The 26,821-nt window shown below is 55.3% G+C and carries 23 protein-coding genes and 1 CRISPR repeat array; of the genes, 8 read left to right on the forward strand and 15 right to left on the reverse strand.

What is annotated here, in order from left to right; genetic code table 11:
• Positions 1–96 precede the first annotated feature (96 nt).
• On the forward strand, positions 97–480 hold the full coding sequence (locus RA157_RS12845) for a c-type cytochrome (protein WP_350333526.1): 384 nt from the start codon (positions 97–99) through the stop codon (positions 478–480).
• 68 nt (positions 481–548) lie between these two features.
• Here RA157_RS12845 and RA157_RS12850 read toward each other — a convergent pair whose 3' ends face one another.
• From RA157_RS12850 to RA157_RS12880, 7 genes are all read right to left on the reverse strand, one after another.
• Entirely contained in the window at positions 549–1,745 is a 1,197-nt protein-coding gene (locus tag RA157_RS12850) for an MFS transporter (protein ID WP_350333527.1), read from the reverse strand.
• 211 nt (positions 1,746–1,956) lie between these two features.
• Positions 1,957–2,376, reverse strand: coding sequence for a hypothetical protein (locus RA157_RS12855; RefSeq protein WP_350333528.1), 420 nt, complete (start codon positions 2,374–2,376; stop codon positions 1,957–1,959).
• A 501-nt stretch (positions 2,377–2,877) separates the two neighbouring features.
• A CRISPR array of direct repeats spans positions 2,878–3,242; the repeat unit is 36 nt; unit sequence ACTGTAGCAGATCAGAAAATACGGTCCAACCGCAAC.
• Between the two features lie 24 nt (positions 3,243–3,266).
• Positions 3,267–4,241 carry a peptide ABC transporter ATP-binding protein gene (locus RA157_RS12860; RefSeq protein WP_350333529.1) on the reverse strand — a complete coding sequence of 325 codons (975 nt, stop codon included), beginning with the start codon at positions 4,239–4,241 and terminating at the stop codon, positions 3,267–3,269.
• Positions 4,241–5,230, reverse strand: coding sequence for an ABC transporter ATP-binding protein (locus RA157_RS12865; RefSeq protein WP_350333530.1), 990 nt, complete (start codon positions 5,228–5,230; stop codon positions 4,241–4,243). The genes RA157_RS12860 and RA157_RS12865 overlap by 1 nt, the downstream gene beginning before the upstream one ends.
• Positions 5,231–5,238: 8 nt before the next feature.
• Complete coding sequence (locus tag RA157_RS12870) at positions 5,239–6,147, reverse strand: ABC transporter permease subunit (protein WP_350333531.1); 909 nt, start codon at positions 6,145–6,147, stop codon at positions 5,239–5,241.
• A gap of 5 nt (positions 6,148–6,152) precedes the next feature.
• The gene (locus RA157_RS12875) at positions 6,153–7,163 is read right to left on the reverse strand and encodes an ABC transporter permease subunit (RefSeq protein ID WP_350333532.1); all 1,011 of its coding nucleotides are present in this window, start codon (positions 7,161–7,163) and stop codon (positions 6,153–6,155) included.
• A gap of 272 nt (positions 7,164–7,435) precedes the next feature.
• Positions 7,436–9,025 carry an ABC transporter substrate-binding protein gene (locus RA157_RS12880; RefSeq protein WP_350333533.1) on the reverse strand — a complete coding sequence of 530 codons (1,590 nt, stop codon included), beginning with the start codon at positions 9,023–9,025 and terminating at the stop codon, positions 7,436–7,438.
• A gap of 629 nt (positions 9,026–9,654) precedes the next feature.
• Here RA157_RS12880 and RA157_RS12885 point away from each other — a divergent pair.
• The gene (locus RA157_RS12885) at positions 9,655–10,695 is read left to right on the forward strand and encodes a calcium-binding protein (protein WP_350333534.1); all 1,041 of its coding nucleotides are present in this window, start codon (positions 9,655–9,657) and stop codon (positions 10,693–10,695) included.
• Between the two features lie 234 nt (positions 10,696–10,929).
• Here RA157_RS12885 and RA157_RS12890 read toward each other — a convergent pair whose 3' ends face one another.
• The 3 genes from RA157_RS12890 to RA157_RS12900 all read right to left on the reverse strand — a co-directional run bounded on the left by RA157_RS12890 (position 10,930) and on the right by RA157_RS12900 (position 14,465).
• Positions 10,930–11,871, reverse strand: a complete 942-nt coding sequence (locus tag RA157_RS12890) for a ketopantoate reductase family protein (RefSeq protein ID WP_350333535.1) — start codon at positions 11,869–11,871, stop codon at positions 10,930–10,932.
• Positions 11,868–13,397 carry a trimethylamine methyltransferase family protein gene (locus RA157_RS12895; protein ID WP_350333536.1) on the reverse strand — a complete coding sequence of 510 codons (1,530 nt, stop codon included), beginning with the start codon at positions 13,395–13,397 and terminating at the stop codon, positions 11,868–11,870. Before RA157_RS12895 ends, RA157_RS12890 begins: the two co-directional genes overlap by 4 nt.
• Positions 13,398–13,592: 195 nt before the next feature.
• Positions 13,593–14,465: a MurR/RpiR family transcriptional regulator gene (locus RA157_RS12900; RefSeq protein WP_350333537.1), complete on the reverse strand. Its 873-nt coding sequence runs from the start codon at positions 14,463–14,465 to the stop codon at positions 13,593–13,595.
• 489 nt (positions 14,466–14,954) lie between these two features.
• Between RA157_RS12900 and RA157_RS12905 the strand changes: the two genes are divergently transcribed.
• The 4 genes from RA157_RS12905 to RA157_RS12920 all read left to right on the forward strand — a co-directional run bounded on the left by RA157_RS12905 (position 14,955) and on the right by RA157_RS12920 (position 18,510).
• Positions 14,955–15,593 carry a glutathione S-transferase family protein gene (locus RA157_RS12905; protein WP_350333538.1) on the forward strand — a complete coding sequence of 213 codons (639 nt, stop codon included), beginning with the start codon at positions 14,955–14,957 and terminating at the stop codon, positions 15,591–15,593.
• Positions 15,594–15,686: 93 nt separating this feature from the next.
• A complete protein-coding gene (gene speB, locus RA157_RS12910) occupies positions 15,687–16,643 on the forward strand; it encodes an agmatinase (protein ID WP_350333539.1) in 957 nt (318 codons plus the stop codon).
• 113 nt (positions 16,644–16,756) lie between these two features.
• On the forward strand, positions 16,757–17,863 hold the full coding sequence (locus RA157_RS12915; protein ID WP_350333540.1) for a mandelate racemase/muconate lactonizing enzyme family protein: 1,107 nt from the start codon (positions 16,757–16,759) through the stop codon (positions 17,861–17,863).
• 119 nt (positions 17,864–17,982) lie between these two features.
• Positions 17,983–18,510 (forward strand): hypothetical protein, encoded by a 528-nt coding sequence (locus tag RA157_RS12920; RefSeq protein WP_350333541.1) that lies wholly within the window; start codon positions 17,983–17,985, stop codon positions 18,508–18,510.
• Between the two features lie 13 nt (positions 18,511–18,523).
• On the opposite strand, the gene RA157_RS12925 is transcribed toward RA157_RS12920, so the two are convergent.
• Positions 18,524–19,504 carry an alpha/beta hydrolase gene (locus RA157_RS12925; RefSeq protein WP_350333542.1) on the reverse strand — a complete coding sequence of 327 codons (981 nt, stop codon included), beginning with the start codon at positions 19,502–19,504 and terminating at the stop codon, positions 18,524–18,526.
• Positions 19,505–19,924: 420 nt separating this feature from the next.
• Here RA157_RS12925 and RA157_RS12930 point away from each other — a divergent pair, with 420 nt between their 5' ends.
• The gene (locus RA157_RS12930; protein WP_350333543.1) at positions 19,925–20,317 is read left to right on the forward strand and encodes a hypothetical protein; all 393 of its coding nucleotides are present in this window, start codon (positions 19,925–19,927) and stop codon (positions 20,315–20,317) included.
• Between the two features lie 71 nt (positions 20,318–20,388).
• On the opposite strand, the gene RA157_RS12935 is transcribed toward RA157_RS12930, so the two are convergent.
• The gene (locus RA157_RS12935) at positions 20,389–21,498 is read right to left on the reverse strand and encodes an alcohol dehydrogenase family protein (protein WP_350333544.1); all 1,110 of its coding nucleotides are present in this window, start codon (positions 21,496–21,498) and stop codon (positions 20,389–20,391) included.
• Positions 21,499–21,513: 15 nt separating this feature from the next.
• The gene (locus RA157_RS12940) at positions 21,514–22,119 is read right to left on the reverse strand and encodes a cupin domain-containing protein (protein WP_350333545.1); all 606 of its coding nucleotides are present in this window, start codon (positions 22,117–22,119) and stop codon (positions 21,514–21,516) included.
• A 291-nt stretch (positions 22,120–22,410) separates the two neighbouring features.
• On the opposite strand from RA157_RS12940, the gene RA157_RS12945 reads away from it, so the two are divergent.
• Complete coding sequence (locus RA157_RS12945; protein ID WP_350333546.1) at positions 22,411–23,517, forward strand: mandelate racemase/muconate lactonizing enzyme family protein; 1,107 nt, start codon at positions 22,411–22,413, stop codon at positions 23,515–23,517.
• A 14-nt stretch (positions 23,518–23,531) separates the two neighbouring features.
• On the opposite strand, the gene RA157_RS12950 is transcribed toward RA157_RS12945, so the two are convergent.
• Both RA157_RS12950 and RA157_RS12955 read right to left on the reverse strand, forming a co-directional pair.
• Positions 23,532–24,875 (reverse strand): sigma-54-dependent transcriptional regulator, encoded by a 1,344-nt coding sequence (locus RA157_RS12950; protein WP_350333547.1) that lies wholly within the window; start codon positions 24,873–24,875, stop codon positions 23,532–23,534.
• Between the two features lie 2 nt (positions 24,876–24,877).
• Complete coding sequence (locus RA157_RS12955; RefSeq protein WP_350333548.1) at positions 24,878–26,515, reverse strand: sensor histidine kinase; 1,638 nt, start codon at positions 26,513–26,515, stop codon at positions 24,878–24,880.
• Between the last annotated feature and the right edge of the window lie 306 nt (positions 26,516–26,821).

Below are 26,821 nucleotides of genomic sequence, written 5' to 3' on the forward strand. Positions count from 1 at the left end.
TGGGAATCATGGAAGCCTTCCAGCACATTCTGGCACTGGGGGTTTAACTGGCTGACGGAAAAGAAGATTGTCAGCCCTTAAACAATGGAGAGAGATGTGAACTTCAAACTGACATCCTTGGCTTCGGCCGTTGTTCTGGCAATGATGGCAACGGGAGCTGCTGCAGAAGGCGACGCCAAGAAGGGCGCGAAGGTCTACAAGAAGTGCAAAGCCTGCCATGACGTGAAGAAAGAGAAAAACAAGGTTGGCCCGCACCTGGTCAACATCATGGGTCGCACAGCCGGCACCATCGAAGGGTTCAAATATTCCAAGGTTATGGCTGAGTCCGGCATTGTCTGGGATGAAGCTAATCTGGATGCTTTCCTGACCAAGCCGAAAAAGTTCATGAAAGGCACAAAAATGAGCTTCCCGGGCCTGAAAAAGGAAAAACAGCGTCAGGACCTCATCGCTTATTTCAAGAGCCTTCAGTCCGACGGCTAACAGCTGTATCCGGACAGCTCGACAGTTCGAGGCCCGCAGATGTCCTGCGGGTCTTTTTTATTGGTGTTTTATGCTTTGCGACCCATCGCACGGGCCGCCCGGCCGTAGAGCAGGCCGCCTGTCAGGGTCACTGCAAGGATGGAAGCCAGCATCAGGTCATAACCGCCAATACCCCAGATAAGAGACCCCAGATAGGGAGCCGAGGCAGAGCCCGCCAGATAGGGCAGGGCCAGCGCGCCGGATTTGGCACCGAACGCAACCTCTCCCAGAATATCGCGGGCAAGAAGCGGACGCAGAATGCTGACCGTTCCATATGCCCCGCCAAACAGCAGAATGAACAGCGACAGAAATGCAAGGGACGTGCCGCTGAGATAAAGCATCGGCACCGAAAAGCCGATAATGCCGAAGGCCGCCAGGGCAACGCCATGATGGGACAGCACGCGCTCTGAGGCCAGCATGGCAATCCGGCCCGCCACCTGCATAGGTCCGACGAAGGACGCGGCCAGCACGGCCAGTTCCGGCGCAACGCCCGCTTCATCAAGGAAGGGCAGCAGGTGATGCAGAAGCGCTCCATGAGCAATGGCGAGGCAGGCAAACCCCAAGGCCAGAAACCAGAACGAGGTGGTTTTGAGAAAATGGGATGACGGGGCGTGCCCTTCAACATTCTGCTCGCCTTCTGGTCGGGTATCTGCAGCCGGGCTCCTTCGCTCCAGAAGGCGGGCACCCAGATAGAGCAGTGGGGCAACAGCAGTGATAACCAGTCCCGCAACAATCTGAACAGCCGCGCGCCACCCCAGAGCTTCCGACAGGCTGTAGAGGGCCGGGAAACTGATCGTGCTGGCAAAGCCTGCCGCAAGAGTGATGAGAATGATCGCCTGCTTTGCGTCCGCGCCACGCGCCCGGGTGACAATGGCAAAGCAGGGCTCATAGAGGCAGCCGCCCATCGCCAGGCCGATCATCAGCCACACGGCCTGGAACTGCCAGAGTTCGGTCACAACAGACAGACCCACAAGCCCCAGACCGCCGAGCAGAGCCGACAGGGCCATCATCACCGCGCCATACCCTTTATCAATCAACCGCCCGGTCAGGGGAGAAACGGCGGCTGAAACGAACACGGCCATGGTAATCGCCAGCGTCAGCTCCGCCTTCGTCCAGCCCAGCTCCTGCTCCCATCGCAGCAGAAGCGCCGGGAAGACATAATAAATCGACGCCCAGACAAGTGTCTGACCAAGCGCCAGAAAAGCAACAGCCGGATCCCGTCTCATGAAAGTGGCCTGGATGGGTTTTATTTCGATAATTATAGAATTATCAATTTTACGGACGGCGTCAATGAGGGGAGCAGTGAAGATGTCTCGTGGAATCTGAAGAAGGGGTGTAAGAACGACCGTGAGGCGGTAATTCGTAAAGTACTGTCCTCCCACGGCTAAAGGTTTAACCAATATATTCGATATCCCATTTAACCTGTTGCTGATGATGTTACATTAAATTGATATGGAAACTCTTGGGCAGGTCAGAGATTTTGGCGACCCTTCTTCGTCCTGTCGTTTCTTCACCATTCGGTGTTTCAACAACGCCCAATTCGCTTTCTTTGTAAATGAAATCGCCGCCAATGCAGTAATACCAATGAAATTCTGATTGCATGAAGCAAGCATCGTCAACGGTATATGTCAGGAGGTTTTCACAAACAAAATGGATTTCCGATTCCAAATTTCTCCGTGAGTTTTCTACCCGGAAGTCATCTCGGCTAAGTGTGCTTTTTACTATCTGTACAGCGTATTTTGTGGTTGCAAACTCTGTAATATCAACAATTTCAAACTGGGTGATGTAGAAGTCAAAGCTTGAAGTTTTCAAGAGGTCTTTGGCTGCGTGGATGCAGTCGCGCAACTCGGATATCATATCGCATTTCTCATGCGACAAGCATGCTCGTAATTGTTTGCGTATATTTCTTATGTGACTTGAGAAATGCATCTGTTGACCCTATTGAAATACTTTCTTCAGCCGCTTCGGATCCTCGTGAGTTTTCTCAAACGTCTTTGTTGATTGCTCACCACGCGGTTCTTGCTCGACGCGAGTTTGCAAGGCAACAGACAGAGTTGCAAGATCGCGGGTATTGACTTTCGGATAGAGTGTTTTTTCGGCGTAAGTTCTCTCGCACTATAGGCGCTCCTGAAGGTGCAGAATGAGGTGCAGTCGACTATCAAGACTGTTGTGAACCCTGGTTGGGTCACTCATCACCACGTGATAAAATGCTTCAACATACGGAATTCAACCTGAAACTGACGCAGAATTTCGCGAAAAAATGAGAAAAAAGAGGCTCTTTTTTGAGGCAATGTTCCATTTTAACTCCAGTAGAAACGGTCAATTCTCTTTTTATTTCAAGGAATTGACCGATTATCTACTGTAGCAGATCAGAAAATACGGTCCAACCGCAACAGACAGCGCCCGCGATATGGCCGCTCGGCGACTGTAGCAGATCAGAAAATACGGTCCAACCGCAACGCCCGAGCTGTGGAATACCTGTTGACGTGCACTGTAGCAGATCAGAAAATACGGTCCAACCGCAACTCAATTTTAACGTGGAAGTGGATCTGGAGCACTGTAGCAGATCAGAAAATACGGTCCAACCGCAACCGAGACGCTTCTCTGTCATCCCTCTTTGCACTGTAGCAGATCAGAAAATACGGTCCAACCGCAACATTTGTCGCCGTAAATATCGGCTGCCTGAAACTGTAGCAGATCAGAACATACGGGCCAGCTGCAATGCAGCCAATCCCGTGTCTGACCAGTCACCCTACCTCAAAACAGGCCACGTCCCGTCCGGCCTTGTCCTCAAGTCCGGGGCGGCTGAGGCGGCATTGTTCGGTGACCATGGGGCAGCGCGGGTTGAAGGCGCAGCCTTTGGGCGGGTTCATGGGGGAGGGAAGCTCGCCCTTCAGCACGATCCGCTCTGACTGCCGCGTCGGGTCTGCCACGGGCGTGGCTGAAAGCAGGGCGCGGGTATAGGGGTGCTGCGGGTTGGCGAAAATGGCCTCCCGTGTGCCATGCTCCACCGGTGTGCCCAGATACATCACCATCACATCATCAGCGATATGCTTCACCACGGAGAGGTCATGGCTGATGAACAGATAGGCCAGGCCAAGCTCGCGCTGCAGTTCTGCCAGCATGTTGAGAATCTGCGCCTGAATGGACACGTCCAGAGCGGAAACCGGTTCATCCAGTACCAGAATTTTCGGACGCAGCATCAGGGCGCGAGCAATGGCAATACGCTGGCGCTGACCGCCCGAGAACATGTGCGGATAGCGGTCATAATGCTCGGGACGCAGGCCCACGCGGGCAATCATCGCCTCGGCTCGTTCACGCCTCTCATGGGCATTGAGGGAGGTGTTGACCTTCAGCGGTTCTGTCAAAGCATCGCCGATCTTCTGGCGCGGGTTGAGCGAACCGTAAGGGTTCTGGAAGACAATCTGCACATCAGAGCGCAGTTTCTTCAGCACATCCGGGCCGGCACCCGCCAGTTCCTGGTCATCAATAGCCAGCGTTCCGGCGGTGGGTGTCTCGATCATCGTCACCAGACGGGCGAGGGTGGACTTGCCGCAGCCGGATTCCCCGACCACAGCCAGTGTCTTGCCTGGTGCCAGAGAGAAACTTGCGCCATCCAGCGCCTTGACCGTCGCATCGTCGCGAAACAAGCCGCGGCTGACAGAGTAGTGCCGTTTCAGATCACGGGCGACGAGGACAGGTTCATGAGCAGAGCTTGGCATCAGTATGTGCCTCCTTGGCCCTGGGCGTGATCATGGGGAAGGGGAATATGGCAGAGCGCCTGCCCCCGGCTGTTGTCGGCCTTGGCAGGCGGCTCGCTCATGCAGCGTTCGGTGGCATGGGCACAACGAGGCGAGAACAGGCATCCGGCGGGCCGGTCAAACTGGCCCGGTACTACACCGGGAATGGTGGGCAGATGCTTTTCCGTCGCCCGTTCCGGCAGAGCAGACAGCAGCGCTTCCGTATAGGGGTGATGGGGAGACTTAAACAGGCCATGGACAGACTGGGTCTCCACCTGCTGGCCCGCATATTGTACAAACACCCGCTCGGCGGTCTCTGCCACCACGCCCATATCGTGGGTAATCAGGATCAGTCCCATACCATGATCCCGCTGCAGGCTGGTAAGCAGATCAAGGATCTGCGCCTGAATGGTCACATCCAGAGCGGTGGTCGGCTCATCGGCAATCAGCAGCTTGGGACGACAGGCGGTGGCCATGGCAATCATCACGCGCTGGTTCATGCCGCCGGACATCTGATGCGGAAAGGCGTTGAGACGTTTTTCCGGCTCGGGAATACCGACGGAATCAAGCAGCTCCACAGCCCGTTTACGGCGCGCCTTGCGGTCCAGATCCAGATGCACCTTCAGGGCTTCGGTCAGCTGGAAGCCGACAGTAAAGCAGGGGTTGAGGCTGGTCATCGGCTCCTGGAAGATCATCGAGATATCCTTGCCGATGATCTTGCGGCGCTGGCGCGGGCTCAGATGTTTCAGATCCTGCCCCTCAAACATCATCCGGTCGGCGGTAATGGTTGCGGTCCAGGGCAGAAGGCCCATCAGAGCCAGCATGGACACGGACTTGCCGGAGCCGGATTCCCCGACAATGGCAACAATTTCACCTGCATCCATGGACAGGGATACGCCATCCACCGCCTTGAAGGCCCCATGGGCTGTCTTGAAGGTAACCGAGAGATTTTCAAGTTCCAGAAGAGACATGATGCACCTCAAGACCGTTTGAGCTTCGGATCAAGCGCGTCGCGCAATCCGTCACCCACAAGATTGATTGCCAGAACCGTCAGCAGAATGGCCAGTCCAGGGAAGGTGATGACCCACCAGGCCCTCAGAATGAACTCACGGGCTTCTGCCAGCATGGTGCCCCATTCCGGGGTTGGCGGCTGGGCACCCATGCCAAGAAAGCCTAGTGCGGCAGCATCCAGAATGGCAGAGGAGAACGACAGGGTTGCCTGCACAATCAGCGGTGCCATGCAGTTGGGCAGCACAGTAACAAACATCAGCCGCAACGGGCCGACACCCGACACCTTGGCAGCGGTCACGTAGTCCTTTGTCCGCTCACCCATGACAGACGCCCGGGTCAGTCGCACATAGTGGGGCTGCAGCACAATGGCGATGGAAATCATGGCGTTCAGCAGGCTGGGGCCAAGAATAGCCACCAGAACCAGAGCCAGAAGCAGGCTGGGGAAGGCCAGGATAACGTCCATCACCCGCATGATCAGCGTATCGACCCAGCCACGGGCGAAACCGGCAATCAGGCCGATGAGAATGCCGCCGGTCAGGGCGATGGAAACCACCACACAGCCGATAAACAGTGAATAGCGCGCCCCATGGATCAGACGGGACAGGATATCCCGACCGACCGGGTCTGTCCCAAGCAGGAATTCCACACTGCCGCCTTCCATCCAAAAGGGTGGTTTCAGCAGGGCATCGCGATATTGCTCGTTTGGTGCATGGGGTGCGATCACATCGGCCAGAAGAGCCATCAGCACAATGAGGCCGAAGAAAATAAGGCCGACCACCGCACCGCGGTTCTCGCTGAAATAGCTCCAGAACTCCTTGAAGAGCGCCAGACGGCCGCCTTTACGGGTATCGACAGTATCAAGTGTTTCGCTGGACATGGCGCTTACCTCGTATGCCGGATGCGCGGATTGATCAGGCCATAGAGCATGTCGACAATCAGATTGACGATCATCACAATGCCAGCGATCAACAGCAGGCCGCCCTGAACAGACGGATAGTCACGGCGGAAAATGGAATCGACCATCCACTTGCCGACCCCCGGCCAGGCAAAGATGGTTTCGGTCAGAATAGCTCCGGCAAACAGCACACCAATCTGTAGGCCGATCACGGTAATGACCGGGATCATGGCATTGCGCAGGGCATGAAGACCGATGACGCGCCAGGGTGTCAGGCCCTTGGCCCGTGCTGTGCGGACGTAATCCTCGCTCAGCACTTCCAGCATGGCGGAACGGGTCTGGCGGGCAATCACCGCCATGGGGATTGTCGAGAGCACAATAGAGGGCAGGATCAGGTGAGCGAGCGCTGATTTGAAGGCCCCGGGCTGGCCGGAGAGCCAGGCATCAATCACATAGAAGCCGGTTACGCTGTCAAAGAAGTAGAGAACCGAAATCCGGCCTGAGACCGGCGTCCAGCCAAGCCAGCCGGAAAAGACGATAATCAGCAGCAGAGCCCACCAGAAAATCGGCATGGAATAGCCCACAAGTGCTGTGGTCATCACCGTATGATCAAAGGTGGAGCCGCGCCGGACCGCTGCAATCACTCCAGCCGGAACCCCAAGCGCAACCGCAATGATAATGGCGGCAAACGAGAGTTCCATGGTGGCGGGGAAGAGGGTCAGGAACTCTTCCAGAATAGGCTGCTTGGTGGAAAAGGACTTGCCCAGGTCTCCCTGGATGACACCACCGATATAGTCCAGATACTGTTCCCAGAGCGGGCGGTCGAAACCGAACTGGGCCATCAGCTCCGCGTGGCGTTCAGGCGTTACCCCGCGCTCTCCGGCCATCAGAAGGACCGGGTCGCCTGGCAACAGCCGGATGAAAAAGAAAGCCACAACGGTCACACCGATAAAGGTCGGGATGAGAAGACCGATGCGTGTCAGAAGAAAGCGTAACATAAGCGTCTAACCCAGCTCATTGGTAAAGACGAGATTTGAAATGGATCCGCCGAAGATGTGGTCTCAGTTTACCCGGAAGAAGAGGCCCGGAAGGGCAGGCCTTGTTTCCGGATCGGAACTGCTGGCAAGAACCATGCTCGATTGGCGTGATCTATGCGCATGATCTGAACCGGCAGGCCTTGATCTTGCGCAAATCCGCCCGGCTTTGATGCCATAATCGGGCGAACAAAAAAACCGGGGCGATCTGAATGATCGCCCCGGTCTTCGTCAGATTACTTCAGGTCTACGCCGTAGAAGATGTGACCGCCGAACGGATCGATGCGGAAGTCAACCACTTCATTGCGCACCGGCTTGAAGACAACCGAATGGGCAATCGTGTTCCACGGAGCCTGCTCCTTGAAGACGAGCTGGGCTTTTTCGTAAAGCTTCACGCGCTCGGCCTGATCGGAAACCTGCTTGGCTTTCTGGATCAGATCTTCAAACGGCTGGTGGCACCACTGGGCGCGGTTGGAACCGCCAACACCGGAGCAGCCGAGAAGAACGGCGAGGAAGTTATCCGGATCGCCATTGTCACCTGTCCAGCCCAGAAGAACAGCACCGTCGCGGTCTTCGTCCTTGGAACGCTTCAGATACTCGCCCCACTCGTAGGAGACGATTTCCGCTTCAACGCCAACCTTGGCCCAGTCTGCCTGGATAAGTTCAGCCATACGGCGGGCATTCGGGTTGTAAGGACGCTGAACCGGCATGGCCCAGATCTTGGTTTTCAGACCGGATACACCGGCATCTGCCAGCATCTTCTTGGCCGCTTCCGGATCATAGGCGTCATCAACGGTTTTCTCGTTGTAAGACCAGATGGTCGGCGGGATCGGGTTCTTGGCCACTTTACCGGCACCCTGGAACACAGCATCAATGATGGCGTTCTTGTTGACGGCCATGTTCAGTGCCTTGCGCACGTCTGCCCGGTCAAACGGAGGGGTCTTGGAGTTATAGGCCAGATAGCCCACATTCAGACCTTCCTGGCTCATCAGGTTGATGTCGGCATCAGCCTTCATCGCTTCGATATCGGCCGGGTTCGGATAAGGCATCACGTGGCATTCACCGGCTTTCAGCTTCTGATAGCGTACGGATGCGTCCGGTGTGATGGCGAAGATGAGATTGTCGATCTTGGCCTTGCCTGCCCAGTATTCCGGATGCGCCTTGTAGCGGATCACGGCGTCTTTCTGATAGGCAACGAGCTGGAACGGGCCTGTGCCGACCGGATCAAGGTCAACCTTTTCCTTGGTGCCTGCCGCATCCATGGCAGCGGCATATTCAGCTGACATGATGGACGCGAAGTCCATGGCCAGGTTGGCGATCATCGGCGCTTCCGGACGGTTGAGCACGAATTTGACCGTGTGATCATCCACCTTGACGATGTCTTTCATCAGGGCTGGCATGTCCATGCCGTTGAAATACTCATAAGAGCCGCCGGACACACCATGGAACGGGTGGCCTTTGTCGAGCTGACGACGGAAGGAATAGACCACGTCATCCGCATTGAAGTCGCGGCTCGGGGTAAAGCCCTGTGTTGAGTGGAATTTCACGCCCTTACGCAGGTGGAAAGTGTATTCCAGGCCATCCTCGGAGACGTCCCAACGCTCGGCCAGAGCCGGGACGATTGTGGTGGAGCCGCGCTCGAACTCGACCAGACGGTTGAAAATCTGACGGGATGACGCGTCAAATGTGGTGCCTGCCGTGTAGAGCGAGGGGTTGAAGCCTTCCGGGCTGCCCTCGGAGCAATAGACCAGCGTTTTTGCGGATACGGTGGATGCCAAAGCCAGCATCAGACCGGTTGCCGCTAAAGTTGTTTTGATAAGTTTCATGAATTCCTCCCACGGAATGGGCTTATCTAGATCACTAAAGCGCCGGTATCTTATCAACAATCACGAAGCCGTGAACTGGGTTTGAGGTAACTTTTGCTGTTTTGCACAAATTCGGAATAAATCTCGATTCCGCCGTGTGGAACAAAAAGAATATTCCGTTGGGATGCCATTTTGAAAAATTATTTTCATCTGTATGCAATTTGTTTCAGCCGTTTCCACCCCTATAAGCGTCAATCTGATGCCCGCTTTTGAGGTTTAAACGGGCTACAACTCCGAAGAATTTAGTTGGTGAGTCTGGCAACTGATGATGGTCTTGGCTTGTGCGTTGGGACTCTGACTCAATGACCCGGCTCAGGTGTGATTGTGCTGTTTCGCCAGGCGGGGCAAATCGTCTTGAATCAATGACGTGCCCATTTGGGCAAACTCAAAGCCAGGGGATTTGCAACCTAATTTTGTAAACAAAAATGTTTATTCCGTGTGAATGGTAACGTCGTCATAAATTGGCGTGGAAGTGATCCAGACTCTCCGGGGCAAAATATAACGTTGTAATCAATATGAGGTATTTAAATACCGTATATTGAGGATTTCGGATGGGGCCGAACCAACTTTTATTGTCGGAGAACAATCTTATGAATGAAGAAGAACTGAACCAGACCGCAGCCCTTGGTGCGGCCCTTGTTTCTCCTGCCTCTGCGGTAGAGACATCGACAACAGAAGCACCGGCTGTTGAACCTGCGCCGGAAGCTGAGGTTGCTGCTCCAGATATCCCGGAAATTGAGCCCGTAACACGTGTTGTAAGAAACAATGGTGATGTTGTTGTAACCGGCACAGATGCAGCTGACACAATTGATGAAGCGGCAACGACCGCCCGCGTTATCGTGCGTGCTGGCGACGGCAATGACGATATCACAACCGGATCAGGCAATGACCGTATTGTAGCTGGTGTAGGCAATGACGTGGTCAATGCCGGAGCAGGAGCTGATGATGTTCGCGGCGGTGCTGGCAATGATGAGCTGAACGGCGGCGCCGGCAATGACGAACTGAATGGCGGCTCTGGTGATGACGTTCTGAATGGCGATGAAGGTGCAGATATTCTGTACGGCGGCGGCGGTAACGATGAACTGAACGGTGGAATCGGCAACGACCTGCTCTTCGGTGGTGGCGGCAATGATGAACTCAACGGCGGTGAAGGTCGCGATCAGCTTGGCGGCGGCGGCGGTAACGACGTCCTGAATGGTGGTGCCGGTGACGATTCGATTGGTGGAGGCCGTGGTGCTGATGAGCTGAATGGTGGTTCCGGACGGGACTTCCTGAATGGTCAGCAAGGCAATGACGTGATCAATGGTGGTACCGGCGTTGACACTCTACGCGGAGAAGGCGGCAGTGACACTCTGGACGGCGGAGCCGACCTTGACATTCTGTTCGGCGGTGGTGGTAGAGATACCTTTATCTTCCGAGATGGTAATGATCGGGATGTTATTTTCGACTTCCGCCAGGGAGCTGACACACTGCAGATCGACGTGGAAGGTGTCGATGATTTTGAAGCGTTTCAGGCCGCCCAGGTGGAAAATGCTCCAGATGATGTGACGCAGTACGACTTCGGTGACGGAGACGTTCTGACCCTTATCGGCAATATAGAGCTGACAGCAGACGATCTGGCCTTCATTTAAGGGCTGCTCGAGCATTGAGAACAGGGACGGCGTCAGAATTGGCGCCGTCTTTCTGCATCTGTCTTATACCCGTACGGGATGGTGTCGTCCGGCTTGCAGCATTTAAGTGATCAGGACAGCAGCCCATACCCGGCCTGTAGTTGTGGTCGCCGTACGAACTCCGAAATGGTTATATTTTTCTTCCTTGTTGAAGCGACGTGCCAGGGAGCTTGTCATGAGTAAGTCCTTGCCTGCTCATGCCGTCGCGGGTTTTACCCCAAAGCTGTTTTCGCGATGGCGGACGAGGGCGGTCAGCATGTCATTATAGGGCGTTTCCACACCCAGCTCCCGACCCAGTTTCGGAACAATTCCATTGATGGCGTCAAGCTCAGACGGGCGCTCGGCCAGGTGATCGAGCAGCATGGACGGGCGGGCTTTCGGCATACCTGCTCCAAAGGCTGAGACATAGGCAACAGGGTCTTCAAAGCTTAAGGGAATCTCTTTGATCCGGGCGATCTTGTGGGCTTCCTGCATGGCGCCGATGGCAACGGCCCAGTGGTCAGGGTTCGCCATCAGCTCCCCGACGGTCTGGCCAAAAACGGTGCAGGGCGCGCTGAACGTGACATTGCAGAGAAATTTCTCCCAGATCAGCTGATGGATGTTTTCAAAGGCTCTGGCATCAAAGCTGGCACCCTGCCAGACAGTCTCGATTTCCTTCAGTCTTGATGTCAGGCCACCATTGAGCTCTCCGATCCGGATCAGCTTCATGGCATTGTGGTGAGCATGGCCAGGGCCTTTCATGGAGGCCCCAAAGCCGTCGGCGACACCCAGCAGCACATTATCGGGTGCCATATGTCGGGAGATGCGTTCTCCGGCCCCGAGGCCGTTCTGGATGGTCAGAACCAGAGCCTCCGGCCCGATGACTGGAGCAACAGCTTTTGCTGCTGCCTCAACAGCAGAAGCCTTCGTGGCTATCAGGCACAGATCACAGACCCCCACATCAGTCATGTGGGTGGTGGCCCTGATCGAGGTGACCACGCGACTGCCGCTGGCTCCTTCAAGCCGAAGCCCTTCTGTATTGATGGCATTGACGTGTTCTTCCCATGGATCAACGGCCCAGACCTCATGCCCGGCATCCGCCAGCAGAGCCGCATAGACGCTGCCCATCGCGCCAACGCCCATCACAACTATCTTCATAATTGCCCCATCCTGTTTCTGGGAAGTCTGATCGGGAATTCCGCCCGCAGAACCTTGTCCACATCTGGCGGAATATGGGTTGGAAAGTGTGTCTCCAGCACCGTTTCAACCCGCTGTCTGGCCGCGCTGTTGATGGTTGGCGATCCACTGGCAAGCCACGCCTCCGGCGCTTGTCGGTCCGCATGGTCCGGATAGATGAAATCCGATTTCATGCGGGCATAGGTTTCCGGGTGCCCGAGAAAATGGCCGTCTCCACTCACGGTCTGCGCGATCACGTCCAGATCGAGTGTGCTGTTGTTCACCTCAACAGGGACGGCAGATCTCAGAATTGCCCCCAACATGTCATTGTCGATGATATAGGCCTCAAAAGACGTGGCCATGAGACCCGCCTGAGTGCCTGCGGCCTGGGTAACCAGATTGGCCCCGGCCTGAACAGCCATGGTGACTGACAGGGATTTTTCATAGCCCGCCTGCGCATCGGCAATCTTGCTGTCCGTTGCCCCTGCAATCGTCGAATTGGGCAGAGTGTAGAAACGGGCCATCTGGGTTGCCGCTGCCGTCAGAATGGCCTGTTCACCGCTGCCCCCGGCCATGCCTCCGGACCGGAGGTCCGTGATCATCGGCCTTGCGCCATAGACCGCCAGACAGTCCGGGTTGGCCAGCCAGGCGATGATCATCCCCGCCAGGGTTTCGGCGTTGGTCTGGGCCAGACAACCTGCCATGGTCACCGGGCTGGATGCGCCCATCTGCCCGAATGTGTTGACCATGACCGGCAAGCCCAGTCGTGCAGCCTCCATGAGCGAGGCTGCAGCGTTAGTATCAAAGCGCAGAGGGGGAACCACGTGATTGATATTGAGTGACAGGAACGGTCGCGCCTTGAAGGCGTCAGCGGATCCGGCCACAAGAGCACAGATGCGCGCGATATCCCGTACATGGGCAACAGTGCTGACACTTGTCATCACATGTTTTGACGTGCCGGACAGCGCCGCATAGGCCGTGTTGATATCCAGATCGTAAGCGGTGGTCATATCCCCGGCAATCATGGAGCGCGAGAAAAAGCGGATATTCTCAAGACTGTCGACCAGTCTTGCAGCATCATAAAGGTCTGCCAGCAGAGCAGGGCGATAGGTGCCATCAAGCCGGTCGACAATCATCGGCGAGGCCCCGCCTGAACCGGCGTGCGCCCTGGCGTCTGTCAGCACCAGATCATGTCGGGATGTGCGCCCGTAAAGCGTGATATTCCGTCTGAGCCCTGACAGGGCCTCTTCGATCAGACTGAGAGGGAAGGTGAGCCGACCGGTTTCTGTCAGCTTGCCGCCACGTGCTGTCACGGCATCATGAACCGGGTCCGGTGCATCACTCAGGCCGATAGACGTAAGGATGTTGCGAGAGGCCTCATCGATCCGCCCCAAATCGTCAGGTGAAAGCGGCGACAATCGCCCGGCAATTGGAGCCAGCTGTTCTTGTTCTAAGGGTGCAGAAGCCGCCCGGCGACGACCACGTTTACGCGATGATCCTCCCTCCATAACCTGGACGTCCGCACCTTTCTATCCTGTTTCCTGAAGATAGGGTATTTGTGTGAAAACGGAGTCACCCCAAATGCTCTATCTCTTTGTTTCCAAGCATATTCTTATCCGAAAACCGCACACACTTTTCGGAAATATGCTCTAGACTATGGCATCTGTTCCCTCTCAGGCAATCCCCATAGTCAGGGTGTCCCCTCAAATAAATTTCCGGAACAGCCGCGTCTGGTTGAACAGGTCTTCAAGCTGGTTCATGCGGTCACGGGTGTCGTCCCAGGTCTGGGTCTGGACGGCAGAAATCATGGCTTCCACCAGGAACAGGATGACGACGGAGGAATCCCAGGCGGACGGGGCTTCGATGCGGATATTGAACTTGGAGGTTGCGAACTTCGCGGCAGGTGATCCCCACTGGTCGGTAAACAGGATCACCTCGACCCCGAGACCGCGCGCCATTTCCGCCAGTGCCATGATGTCGTGCTCATAACGGCGGATGTCGAACATCACCAGTACATCACCGGCCTTCATGTTCAAGACATAGTGCGGCCAGGCGTTTGAGTTTGAGGCAATCAGCGTCACATTAGGGCGAACAACCTGCATGTGGGTGAAGAAATAATCCGCGAGAGCCCGCGTAATGCGCCCGCCAACCACATGGACCGTGCGCTCTTCGTCAGAAAGGAGTGCGCAGGCCGTATCAAAGTCCTTCATATCGAGCTGGCCAAGTGTCTGGCGCAGGTTCTGCGATACAGCTTCAGCAAAGCGGTTGATGATGTGGGTGTCAGGGGCATCTTCAAACCAGCGGTCATGCTTGCTGATCGGGTTAGAGATTGTCTCTTCCAGCTCATCGCGGAGCCGGGCCTGAAACTCGGGAAAGCCCTTGAAGCCCAGCTTCTGCACCATGCGGGCGACGGTCGGCGTGGACACCTTGGCATTGTCTGCCACCGCCGTAATACTGCTGAGGCCGGAAACCGGATAGTTTTCCAAAAGGGAATTGGCCAATTGCCGTTCCGCCCGGGTCAGGCTGTCAAAGCTGGCCTGAATGAGTTCCGATACGGTCTGCGATTGTTCCGGCAAAACGGGCTCCCCAGTCTGAAACAATAAGTCTGAATCAATCCTGTTCAAAGGATCAGCTCTTTGGGTTTACCCCGATTTACCAAGGTTTGGAAGGAAGCAAATGGGCGGGGCTCCTGGTCGAAGAGATTTGGCCCTCTGTCTATCTGTGATTTGGACCAAGGCAAAAAACCGATGTCATTGTTAGGGTCAAGACTCATTGCTGACGCCCATTCTGTTCATCAGGGAAGTACAGAATGGGCGCGAACAAGAGCGCAGGACAGGTGGATCCTATTCAAGCTGTTGTTTGTGGTCAGGCTGCGCTTCCCTGATGAACCCGACGGGCGGGGTCATTTTACCGCCCGGCTTTGTTGGAGATCCTTGAAAACCAGAGGGTTTCCTGCGGACCTCCGCCGCGCCGGACGAGAAAATGACTATCGCAGAATGGACGTGAGCAATGAGTTTTGACCCTAGTTTCAGGATAGTTATCCCGAACCACATGGAGGGCACGTCATGAAACTGATTATTGGCAACCGCAACTATTCGTCCTGGTCCTTCCGTGCCTGGTTGGGCCTGACCATGGGCGGCGTGGCGTTTGAAACCGAGTTGCGTCCGTTTGATGAAGAAAACGACTTTCGTGACTATCTGGCGTTTTCACCGACGGGTAAGGTCCCGGTCCTTCAGGATCAGGGGCGGACGGTATGGGAATCTCTGGCCATTCTTGAATATGCCGCCGAAACGCACCCCGAAAAACCCTTCTGGCCGGAGGATGCTGACGCGCGAACATACGCGCGCTGCATTGCTCATGAAATGCATGCGGGCTTTTCTGGTATCCGCAACGAATGCCCTATGAACATGCGTCGCGCTCCGGGTGATCTTGTGGTCTCAGAGGCTGTGCGCAAGGATGTGGCACGGATTGAGACAATCTTGGACAATTGTCTGCAAACTTATGGCGGGCCGTTTCTGTTCGGCCCGTTCTCTATAGCTGATGCGATGTATGCGCCGGTGGTCAACCGCCTTGAGATCTATCGCCTCAGCACCCATCCTGCTGTCGAGCGCTACACGCAGGCGATGAAGGCTTTGCCTGCCTGGCAGGACTGGGTGGAGAAGGGCTGTGCAGAGCCGTGGGTGGTGGCGATGGATGAGGTGTGACAGACGGCACCAGTTGTCCACAAGCCGCTTGCCGAACAGGGGCCACGCCCTTACCGTGTCCGCACTGAAAACGTTCTGGGAGGATCAGGGTCAGTGTCTCACGGGTATGAAAGCGGGCGGTTGAATCTGCCTTTTGTCGGTATCTCAACCTTTGGCAAAAACGCCTATGTTGAGGACTGGGATGCGATTGAGGCAGACTTTGCTGTTCTGGGCGCACCATTTGACTTCGGCTGTCAGTGGCGGTCGGGCGCGCGGTTCGGCCCCCGGTCCATCCGGGAAGCCTCGACCCTGTTTTCGTTCGGCCATGGCGGAGCCTACGACCATGAGGATGACGTGACCTATCTGGACAGGGACAAGGTCACGATTGTCGATATCGGCGACGCGGATATCATCCACACGGACACCACAGGCAGCCACGCCAATATCGAGTTCGGTGTACGCAGGATCCTCAAGGCCGGCGCGGTGCCGATTGTTCTTGGGGGGGACCACTCGGTCAATATCCCCTGTATCAATGCCTTTGACGATCAGGACCCTGTTCATGTGGTTCAGATTGATGCACATCTGGATTTTGTCGACGAGCGGCATGGTGTCCGCTTTGGTCACGGCAATCCTATGCGCCGGGCGGCGGAAAAAGACTATGTGACCGGTATGACCCAGATCGGTATCCGCAATGTCTCTTCAACCGCAAAGGAAGGGTATGACGATGCACGGCGGATGGGCTCTGACATCCTGTCGGTGCGCCAGGCCCGCAAACTCGGCACCGAAGGCGTACTGGGCCGGATTCCGGAGGGTGCCCGGTATTACGTGACCATTGATATTGATGCCTTCGACCCGTCCATCGCGCCGGGAACCGGCACACCCAGCCATGGCGGGTTCCTCTATTATGATATTCTGGAGATTCTGGACGGTCTCACCAAACGTGGCGATGTTGTCGGTGTGGACCTGGTGGAAGTGGCCCCGGATTATGACCCGACCGGTTCAACCGCCATTCTTGCCGCCCAGATCCTGATGAATTTCATCGGCAGGATTCATCACAATCGGACGGCCTGAACCCGCCTGAAACATCATAACCAGACATGATTGGGGATATGTCGCAAAGCGGCTTGTGAGGACATGTGTGCTGTGATCCTTTTTAAGCACCACATAAATGCTCGGGGTGCCCCATGAAAATCCGCTCGATTGAAACATTCACCAATGAGTTTGTCTGCTTTACCCGTGTCACAACAGAGAGCGGCGCGCAGGGGTGGGGGCAGACGTCAACCTATCACGCGGATATCACAGCCAAGGTGGTTCACAGGCAGGTAGCACCCTATGCGCTGGGGCAGGATGCGTTTGATATTGCTCATCTGATGGACATCATCCCGCTGCGGGAACACAAGTTCCCTGGCTCCTATCTGAGACGGGCCATGTGCGGGCTTGATACAGCGCTGTGGGATCTGCGTGGAAAGCTTGAAGAAAAGCCTGTCTGTGCCCTGATGGGCGGAGCACCGGGACAGGTCCGCGCCTACGCCTCATCCATGCGGCGCGATATCACCCCTGAGGATGAAGCCGTCCGTCTGACCCGCCTGCGGGACGAATTCGGCTTTGATGCTTTCAAGTTCCGTGTGGCGTCTGAATGCGGTCGCGATGTGGACGAATGGCCGGGCCGGACAGAGGCTATCGTGCCTGCCATGCGCAAGGCTATGGGGGATGATATTGCCCTGCTTGTTGATGGCAATTCCGGTTATTCACCCCGGAAGGCCATCGAGGTTGGCCATATGCTGGAGGATAACGGCATTTCTCACTTCGAGGAGCCGTGTCCTTATTGGGAATATGAGCAGACCAAAGAGGTCACTGACGCACTGTCGATTGATGTCACAGGCGGCGAGCAGGATTGTGAGCTGCAGAACTGGCGGCGGATGATTGACATGCGGGCCGTGAACGTGATCCAGCCTGATATCTGCTATATGGGGGGTATGGAACGGACGCTGGAGGTCGCCCGGATGGCTGATGAGGCAGGCCTGCCCTGTACACCACACTGTGCCAACCTGTCTCTTGTGACCCTGTTCACTATGCACCTTCTTCGAGCCATCCCGAACGCGGGTAAATATCTGGAATTTTCCATTGAGGGCGCAGATTATTATCCCTGGCAGCAGGAGCTTTTTGTTCAATGTCCTTATGGGATTAAGGATGGAAAGGCCATTGTCACAGATGCGCCGGGCTGGGGAATCGAAATAAATCCGGACTGGTTGGCTCGTTCCACTTATGAAGTCAGCTACGTGGATACCTGAAATATGTAATCGAGCAGAATTAACCAGTTAAAATAACCTTAATAGCAACCTTTGATGGATGTCTTTGAGTAATTCTCTTATCCTTAGCTAATAACGCCGATTCGGGGGGAGAGACCGTAATGGCGACTAAGCTGGAATTAGAAGCTCTAAGAGACATGCGCCTTCTGGATATTGGTCAGATGGTTCTGGTTTTGGCCGGAGCATGGACCGAGCCGGACGCGGAAGACCGGGTCCGCCGCTATATGGGGCTGATTTCTGATCAACTAGGCAAGCGGCTGAAGAGCTATCGCTTCATGATTGACGGCAAGGAGATTATCCTGGCCAATCTCCGTCTGGAGCTGGTTTCCGTTGAAGATGGCAGCATCATCGGGCGCCTGAAGGTGGTCGGATCGTATTCCGTAGGCCTCTATGCCGCTGATTCCGCCTATCCATCCTTCATGACGGCCACACCTGAACTGGAGCGTGATCTTGAGATGGCTATTCGCACAGCCATCGACAATCACCCGGACAAGGATGGCTACCCGACCCCGGGCTATCACGTGCTTCTGCGCGATGATGATGATCTGAGCTGGCAGATCCAGAAGACGAAGAAGGTCAAGGCCCGACCTCAACCGATGGCAGATTTCAGGCAGCCATTGACGATCTGAATCTCAACAGACCCTAATCAGGATGCTTGAGGATTGTTGACCGTTGGGCCTTGTCTTCCGGGACGACCCGGCCTGTCAGCAGACATGAGAAGATATGGTCGAAGACCACGCCCGGCTGGCCTTTCTTGCGGCCGGAGCGGAAGTAGGAATGGCCTTTCGGAGTGTCATAAAGTGTGTTGATGTCGTCGCAATCCACCTGATAGACGTTTTTCGGCGTCTTATCGATGTCTTCAGGCCCGGTATGTCCCAGTCTGCGGGAGGCGATCTTGTTTTTCAGATTGGCGGCCTTGCTGGCTCTGAGTGCCAGATCGTCAGAGGCATAATAAACCACGACATTGCGCGATGCGTGGCAGATCAGTTCACCGCTCTCACCTTCATGCAGGCTTTCATTCACAACGTCAGCCGCAATCATAAAGGTGTTCCGGAAGATCATCGGCACACCGCGAGACAGATCATATTTGTCCCAGGCTTTCAGTGCGCCGCGCAGAACACGGTTGCCCATGGAATGGGACAGCATGTTGATGCGTTTCAGGCACGGATCGTCTTCGCTGTTATACTTGTCCGAGTTCCGCCAGCTGATGAATTTCTCAAGAACACGGGCAAAGGAATAGGCGCTCTGGTCTGCTGCCTTCTGGTCGTCCCAGTAATCCTGCACGACGCCCAGATCCCCATCGCAAGGCCAGATCAGCGGAATGACCAGAACCTCGTTCTTTTTCGCTTTGTCACAGAGTTTCTGAAACTCTTCCGCAGCTGAGAACACGTCGTCCGGCAGGTTGGAGAAGCCGTGAACATAGAGCAGGATCTGCCGATAGGAAGACGCTTTTATCTCCGCGAGAAAGGGAAGACTGCCAATCTCCGTATAGGACGCATCCCCATTCTTGCGGCAGAAAAAGACCGAATTGCTGGGCGCGTTGTTTTTCAGGTCGAAATCGAACTTTCTGTTGGTGCGCGACTTGATACTTTGCGTCGGAAACCGATTGGTGATGAACAGCATGACGTTTCCTCCCGTACTGCTGACAACGTCCCCCTATTGGCGACCATGATAGGGCGTTATGCCGTGTTCTACAATCAATCGTTGCTGTATCGGAATGTGTGATTTTCTCTGAAAACAGAGATCTCATCCACAGTTCCAGTTTATATGACTTCTAAAGTCATATTTTATTGTTGACTTCCGAAGTCAGGATATATAGCAAGGAACCTGTCCTGTTCTTCCGCATCTCGCGGCTTCCATTTCCCGGCTTCCAGGCCTTTTCAGGACCAACTTTCGGCTGGTTGTGTCACTGCAACCAGCCGTTTTTCTTTGTATTCCCTCCCTGTATCAAAAGACGGATTGTTTATTTCCGTTTGTACGGAACGAAGATTTGCAACCTGTCACTGTATTTTATACTCTGGTTTATCTGAGGGAGGGTGAGATATGGACTGTAAACAAATCAAGATAGCTCTGACAGCATCAGTGATTGCAACCGCTGTTATGGCGCCGAATGTGGCTCTGGCGGAAAAACCAAACTTCCGCAAGTTGGCATGCCCAGAAAATTCAGCAAGCTGGAGGATAAAAGACAAGAAAGCTGATGATCATAAAATGATCCTGCGTTCTGTCAGTGACAGGTTCTACAGTTACCGGGTCTGTAACAGCACTGCCAAGAATGAAGTGAATATCAAATTTCGGGCAGATTTTAATGGTGCAGATAATGACCTGGTTCTGATGCCGCGCAGTTGTGTGGACATTGTGGATGCTTCAGCAATTCATCTTGCTCCAGAGTTGGATAAACAGGAAATCCGCGGGTTTTACTGCCGGTTGTCCAACTGATCCGGCCATTGTCATTGGCTTGCTCGTGCTACTCAACCCGGGCAAGCCCTGATAGTTGAACACGGTGTTCTTCACGGCACCACAACAATATTCCCCACATGGCGCTTGCTCATGAAAGCGTCCTGTGCGTCTGCCAGTTTCTCAAGAGGGTAAGTGGCTGCCAGAAGGGGGCGCAGGTTTCCGGTTTCGATCAGGCGGGTGATGCGGGCCATGGTGCCGGGCGGGCAGATGGTCGCGCCGGTCAGCTGCAGATCCTTGTAGATCAGCTGGCGAAGGTCAAAAGAGACGATTGGTCCAGATATGCAGCCGGAGCTTGAGTAGCGACCACCCTGGCGCAGAGCGTCGATCAGGCTGAGGGACGTCTCTCCACCCACCACATCGAGAGCAACATCGACAGGGCCTTTTGCGACCTCCCGGATGGCATCGCCCAGCCGGTCCGTATTCCGGTCGATAATGGTTTCTGCGCCCAGCTCACAGAGTAGGTCTGCTTTTGCCTGAGATGCGATGCCGATCACCCGAGCGCCACGCAGGCGGCAGAGCTGGATGGCTGCGGAGCCGACGCCACCTGACGCACCGGCGATCACCACGGTTTCTCCGGGCCGGAGGCTGGTTCTGGCCACAAGGTTTTCTGCTGTTGTATAGGCGCAAGGGTAGGTGGCCAGTTCCGCGTCAGTCTGGTCGGTGGTGATGGATAAGGCATTGGCAGACCGCACACGTGTGTATTCTGCAAATCCGCCATCGCATTCCGAGCCGAAATAGTCCGAGTGCTCCGGGTTCTGCCAGTCACCATGACCAAGAAGCCAGGGATCGATAATCACCCGCTCACCAATGCGGCTGGTGCTGACACCGTCACCTACGGCAACAATGGAACCGGCTACATCGGCCCCCTGAATGCGCGGGAAGGTGAGTGAGCCGCTGCCCCATGTGCCGCAGTTATCATCCGCCTCATCAAACCCCTGACTGCCGCCCTCATCGGTAATGCCATCGGTCACCTGGGGGGAATACCAGCCGGTGCGCGTATTCACATCTGTATTGTTCAGCCCGCAGGCACCAACCTTCACAATAACATCACCGGGGCCGGGTTTAGGCACCGGCACGTCTGTGCGGTAGACCAGCTTGTCCAGGCCGCCATGTCCGGTCAACAGTACAGCAGCCATTGTGTCGGGGAGAGGTGATGTCATTGCTGGCTCCTGACCCTAGGGCTTCAGTGAAATGGGCGTATTGGCCCAGATGATAATGGTCTCCACCGTCCCCGGATTGTGGAAGCGGTGAGGGGTGGTGCTGGGGAATGAAAAGCTGTCACCCGCGTTGAGAAGAAACACCTGCTCGCCGAGGGTCAATTCGAAGGTGCCGCTCAGGACAAAGCCGGCTTCCTCACCCTTGTGCGTGTAAAGATCATCGCCGGTGGAGCTGCCCGGCGCATAGCGCGACATGGCCATAACCAGATCCCCATCCAGATTGGCAGACAGCAGATAGTCTTCAAAGCCCCAGAAATCCGTGGAGCTGGCCGGAGCGTAGGTCAGCCTGCGGCGATTATCTGCCCGCACTACAAAGGCCCGCTCTTCTTCCGGAACAGGACGTTCATTCTGGAAAAACCAGCCGGTCGAGACATTGAGCGCCGCTGCAATCTCCTGCAGGGCCGTGAGAGACGGATTGGCCAGGTCACGTTCAATTTTGGAGAGAAAACTGACAGACTTGCCGCACAGGTCAGACAGATCCGTGAGCGTCAGGCCGCGCGCCTTGCGGAGCTGGCGCATATCGTCCCCCAGGGCATGAGGTGCTGAATGGGTTTCACGCACCATACTCTACGCCTTTGCTGAAGCATGTTGTTATTCGCCAGGCCGGTTCCGATTGTTGCGCAATGCGCTTTAAAGACCGGATGTATGATCCATCACCTCCGCCCGACTTTGTACCGGCTTCCTGCCCCTGATCGGGAGAGTAGAGGGATTTGTGCTCTGCCATTCTCTCTGTCCGCTAGAATTCTTCTTGTGCTATATGAAAAATATGACATCATAATTTTCATGAGAAAACAAGTTATCACATAATTTGTCTTATTCGCTGTTATCTGTCGCCGTCAGATTGGGAGGTCTGCTGTGAAAATAACCAGAATTTCGGTCTATCAGGCCCGGTTGCCTTATGTGGGTGGCACTTATGTCTGGGGGCGCAACCAGCCTCTGACCGTAGCGCTTTCAACGGTTGTCACAATAGAGACCGATGCGGGGCTGACGGGATGCGGGGAATCCTGCCCCATCGGCAGCACGTATCTGGCCGCTTACGGGGAGGGGATCCCGGCCGCTGTCAGCCTGATGGCGCCGGCCCTGATTGGTGAAGATCCGCGGGAGCTGCATCGGGTAGAACGGCTTATGGACCAGGCCCTGAAGGGCCACCCTTATGCAAAATCGGCTATTGATGCGGCCTGTTGGGAGATTCTGGGCAAGGCCGTTGGCCTGCCTGTCTGTGTTCTGCTGGGCGGGCGGCTGACCGATGGCGCGCCCATGTACAGGGTGGTGCCGCAAAAAGGTCTTGAGGAAACCGCAGCCGAACTGAACGCTTATCGTCAGGCAGGCTATCGCCAGTTTCAGATCAAGGTGGGTGGCGACTGGGTCCGGGATATCGACAATATCCTGCAGGCCGCAAGCCTGTTGCAGCCCGGCGAGAACGCTTATGCGGATGCCAATACGGGCTGGACAGTGAATGAGGCTGTCAAAGTGGTCCACGCGGTCCGCGACACGGGCATCATGATCGAGCAACCCTGCATGACCTACGAGGAATGTCTGCACGTACGCGCCCGCACGGATCTGCCTATGAAGCTTGATGAATGCGTCACCGACATGCGTGCGGCACAAAGAATAGTGACAGATCGCGCGGCTGAAGTGGTCTGCCTGAAAATCTCAAATCTTGGCGGGCTCACCAAAGCAAGACGAGTGCGGGATTATCTGATGGAAAATGGCCTGTCTGTCGTCTCGGAAGATACCTGGGGCGGAGAAATCACCACTGCTGCCGTGTCCCATTTCGCAGCCTCCACTCCGTCGGAACTTCTCTACAACACCACCGATCTCCACAACTACGTGGTCGGCACCACAGGCCTGCCCGGCCCACACACGGAAAACGGCAACCTCTACGCTTCAACAGAACCGGGCCTTGGTGTGGAACTCGACTATGAAACACTCGGGGAGCCTGTGGTGGTATTTGGCGGGTGAGGGGAGTTGCGTTGTTATCCCCGGAAATCATCCCGGTTGAGATTATGGCGCTGCATTTTTTCATAGAGAGTCTTGCGGGATAGACCCAGGGCTTCGTAGGTCTCTTTCAGATCGCCGTTCTTTTCTGCCAGAGTTCTGGCGATCACGACCTTTTCCTGCTGGAGCAGGGCATCTGCGAGTGTCTCGTCGGATGCGGCTTCATAAGGCTCTTCCAGTGGAGAAAAGCCCATGACCAGCCTGTCTGCGGCATTACGGAGTTCGCGTACATTCCCTTCCCAGGTCTGTTCCATGAGAGCGGACAGCGTCTCAGCTGCAATTGTCGGAGCCGGTCGCTGCATCCGCAGGGCAGATGTGTTGACCAGATGCTGGAACAGACGGGGGATATCTTCCCGCCTGTCTCGCAATGGCGGGATGGCAAGCTTTATGACCGCAAGACGATAAAGCAGGTCCTTCCGGAATGCTCCGGTGTCCACCAGATGATCCAGATCCGCATTGGAAGAGCTGATAATGCGGGTATCAAGCGGAATCCGTTCGTGAGATCCGACCCGCTGAACGCAACCCTCTTCCAGAACGCGCAGAAGCTTGGCCTGAACGGGAAGCGGTACGGACTCGATCTTGTCCAGAAACAGTGTGCCATTCCGGGCATGCTCAAGTCGCCCTATGCGCGTTCTTATAGCGCCGGGAAAGGCTCCAGCCTCGCACCCGAAGAGCTCGACCTCGATGGAGGCGCTTTGCAGCGAGACCAGATTGACGGCGACGAACGGATAGTCCTTGCGGTCGGAATTCTCATGGATTGTACGGGCCACGAGTTCCTTGCCGGTTCCTGTTTCACCGGTGAGATGAACACTCAGTGATGAATCCGACAGAGCGTCGACCTGCTGGCGCACCTGCTCCATGGGAGCGGACCGTCCAATCAATACGAGCTCAAGAGGGTCCGTTGCTTCCAGCGTCCTTTCCATAGCACGCTTCTCAAGAACCAGATGGCGCAGGCGGCACGCTTTTTTGATGGCCTGGGGCAGGCGGTCAACCAGCGCTGGCTTCTCTATGTAATCATAAGCCCCGCTTTGAATGGCCTTTACAGCCTGGGCGATATCGCCATGACCGGTAATCAGAATAACTGGAATTTCATGGTCGATGTTCTGCACGGCCGCAAGAAGCTGCAGGCCATCCATGCCGGACATCCTTATGTCGGACACAACTGCACCATCAAAGCTTCTGCCAAGGCGGGCAACAGCTCTTTCAGCCCTGGCAAAAGACAGAACATCAATGTCCTGCAACTCCAGCACTTGCCCGGTCGATTGACGAACGTCCTCTTCATCGTCAATCAGAATGACAGCATAGTTCTTCAGAGCTTCCAAACCTATGCCTCCTTTGCCAGCTCGACGATGAACCGGGCACCGCCACGGTCACGGTTTTCCGCCCTCAGCTTACCGCCCAGTTCGTTAATGCTGTTATACGAAATGGACAGGCCAAGACCCAGACCCTGCCCCGCATCCTTGGTGGTGAAAAACGGATTGAAGGCCTGGCTGATCGCCTCGTCATCAAGGCCGGGTCCATTGTCTTCTATGACCACCAGGACAGAAGACGAAAGGTCGATTGCGCTGCAGGCAATATGAGGGTTTTCCATCTCCATGGTGGCGTCAATGGCATTGCTGATGAGATTTACAAAGACCGTATTCAGAAGGTTTTCCTCGCCATAGGCGCGGATATTCTCTCCCCAGCTCTTTTCGAGGTGAACATTCTGTTTCTTGAGCCGGGGGTGCAGCAGCTCCAGGCTGCGGTCAAGGATCGGACCAATATTGACCAGCTGTCTTCCTTCTTTTGGTTTCTGGGAAAACTTGGTCAATGCATAAGACAGGTTTTCCATCCGTCCGATAATCCGGCGCATCCGCCCGATATTATCTTCTGCCCGTTCATATTGGTTGCGATCCAGCAGAATTGCAGTGGTCTCCACATAGTTGCGGATGGCCGCCAATGGCTGGTTTATCTCATGGCGCAATTCGGCGGACATCTGGCCAAGGGCCGCCATTTTTCCGGCCTGTATCAGTTCTGTCTGGGTTCGGCGGAGTTTCTTCTCCGCCCGTATCCGGTCGTCAACCTGCGCTGTCAATTCCAGGTTGAGAGCCTGCAGATCGCGGGTTCTCTCCGCCACTTTCTGTTTCAGCATCTGCTGTGATTGCTCGCGCTCATGAACCAGATCGAGAAGACGTCTCCGACGCTGTAGAACGACAACAAAAACCATAGCGACAAGCAGAAAGGCCAGGACAGCGACTGCGAGTATTGTCAGAATCTGCTGCCGTACTGGCGCAAGCGGAATGAGGATGTTGAGCTCCCAGCCTTCCAGCGGCATCCATCGGGTCATCCTGAGAAATTCCATCGGTCTCTGGTCGGATCGATCGGCTACAGCGATGACTTTTGTAAAGTCAGTCGTGTCTGGAAACGGACGGATCTCTATTGGGGCCGGAACGGGGGCGTCCAGCGCGAAAGCCGCGAGGTCGTCCGCTGCGTATCGTTGCGCCAGGCGTGTTCCGCCAAGGACTTTCAGCCGCCAGTCAGGATGGCCCGACAGAACGATCAGATTATTGCGATCAGCAATGAAGATTTCATGGGTATTGGCGCGAAATTCCTGCTGCAGGTGGTCAAGGGGAATGACCAGCACAATCACACCAATTGTCTGGCCATTAAATCGAATGCCGCGCGCGAGATAATAACTGAGCTGACTGGTCAGAGGGTCAATGGCTATGGCCCGGCCAAGGCTGCCATTCCAGGCCCGGGCAAAGTAGTTCTGTTCCAGAAAAGATGGTGTCTGTCCAAAAGTTGCCGCTGAAGAGACAATCCGGCCATCGGCCCCGAGAAGCCGAATGTCTGACAGGCCCGAGACATTTCTCAGCTCGCTCAGGCGTAACTGAACACTGGTCCGAAAAACCTGCCCCGGGCGTGTTCCCGTTGCCTGACGATTGAGAAAGCGCTCAAAAAGCGGCTCTTGAGAGTAATTCACTGCAAGGGCTCTGAAACGGGATATTTCCGTTTCGACAATTTTGCTGTGCAGGGTAAGCAGATGAGAGTTGCGATTGAAGTACTCTGTGATGAGTTGTCCTTCAAGAAACCGCACCAGTAGAAATAGGCTTAAAATGAAGACGCCAAGAGCCGTGAAAAACATATAGGCAGATGTTTTTCTGCGTTGAATTATGTAAGGAGCAGCTTCTGGCATTTAGGGTCAAAGCCCTGGTTCTTGATTGTGGTTAGACCGTTGTAGAAGCGACGGAAGAAGCGGGTAATATACACCGCATCAGGTCTTCACACT

It is taken from the genome of Coralliovum pocilloporae, from assembly GCF_030845175.1.
In the GTDB taxonomy this organism is placed as follows: Bacteria; Pseudomonadota; Alphaproteobacteria; order Rhizobiales; family Cohaesibacteraceae; genus Coralliovum; species Coralliovum pocilloporae.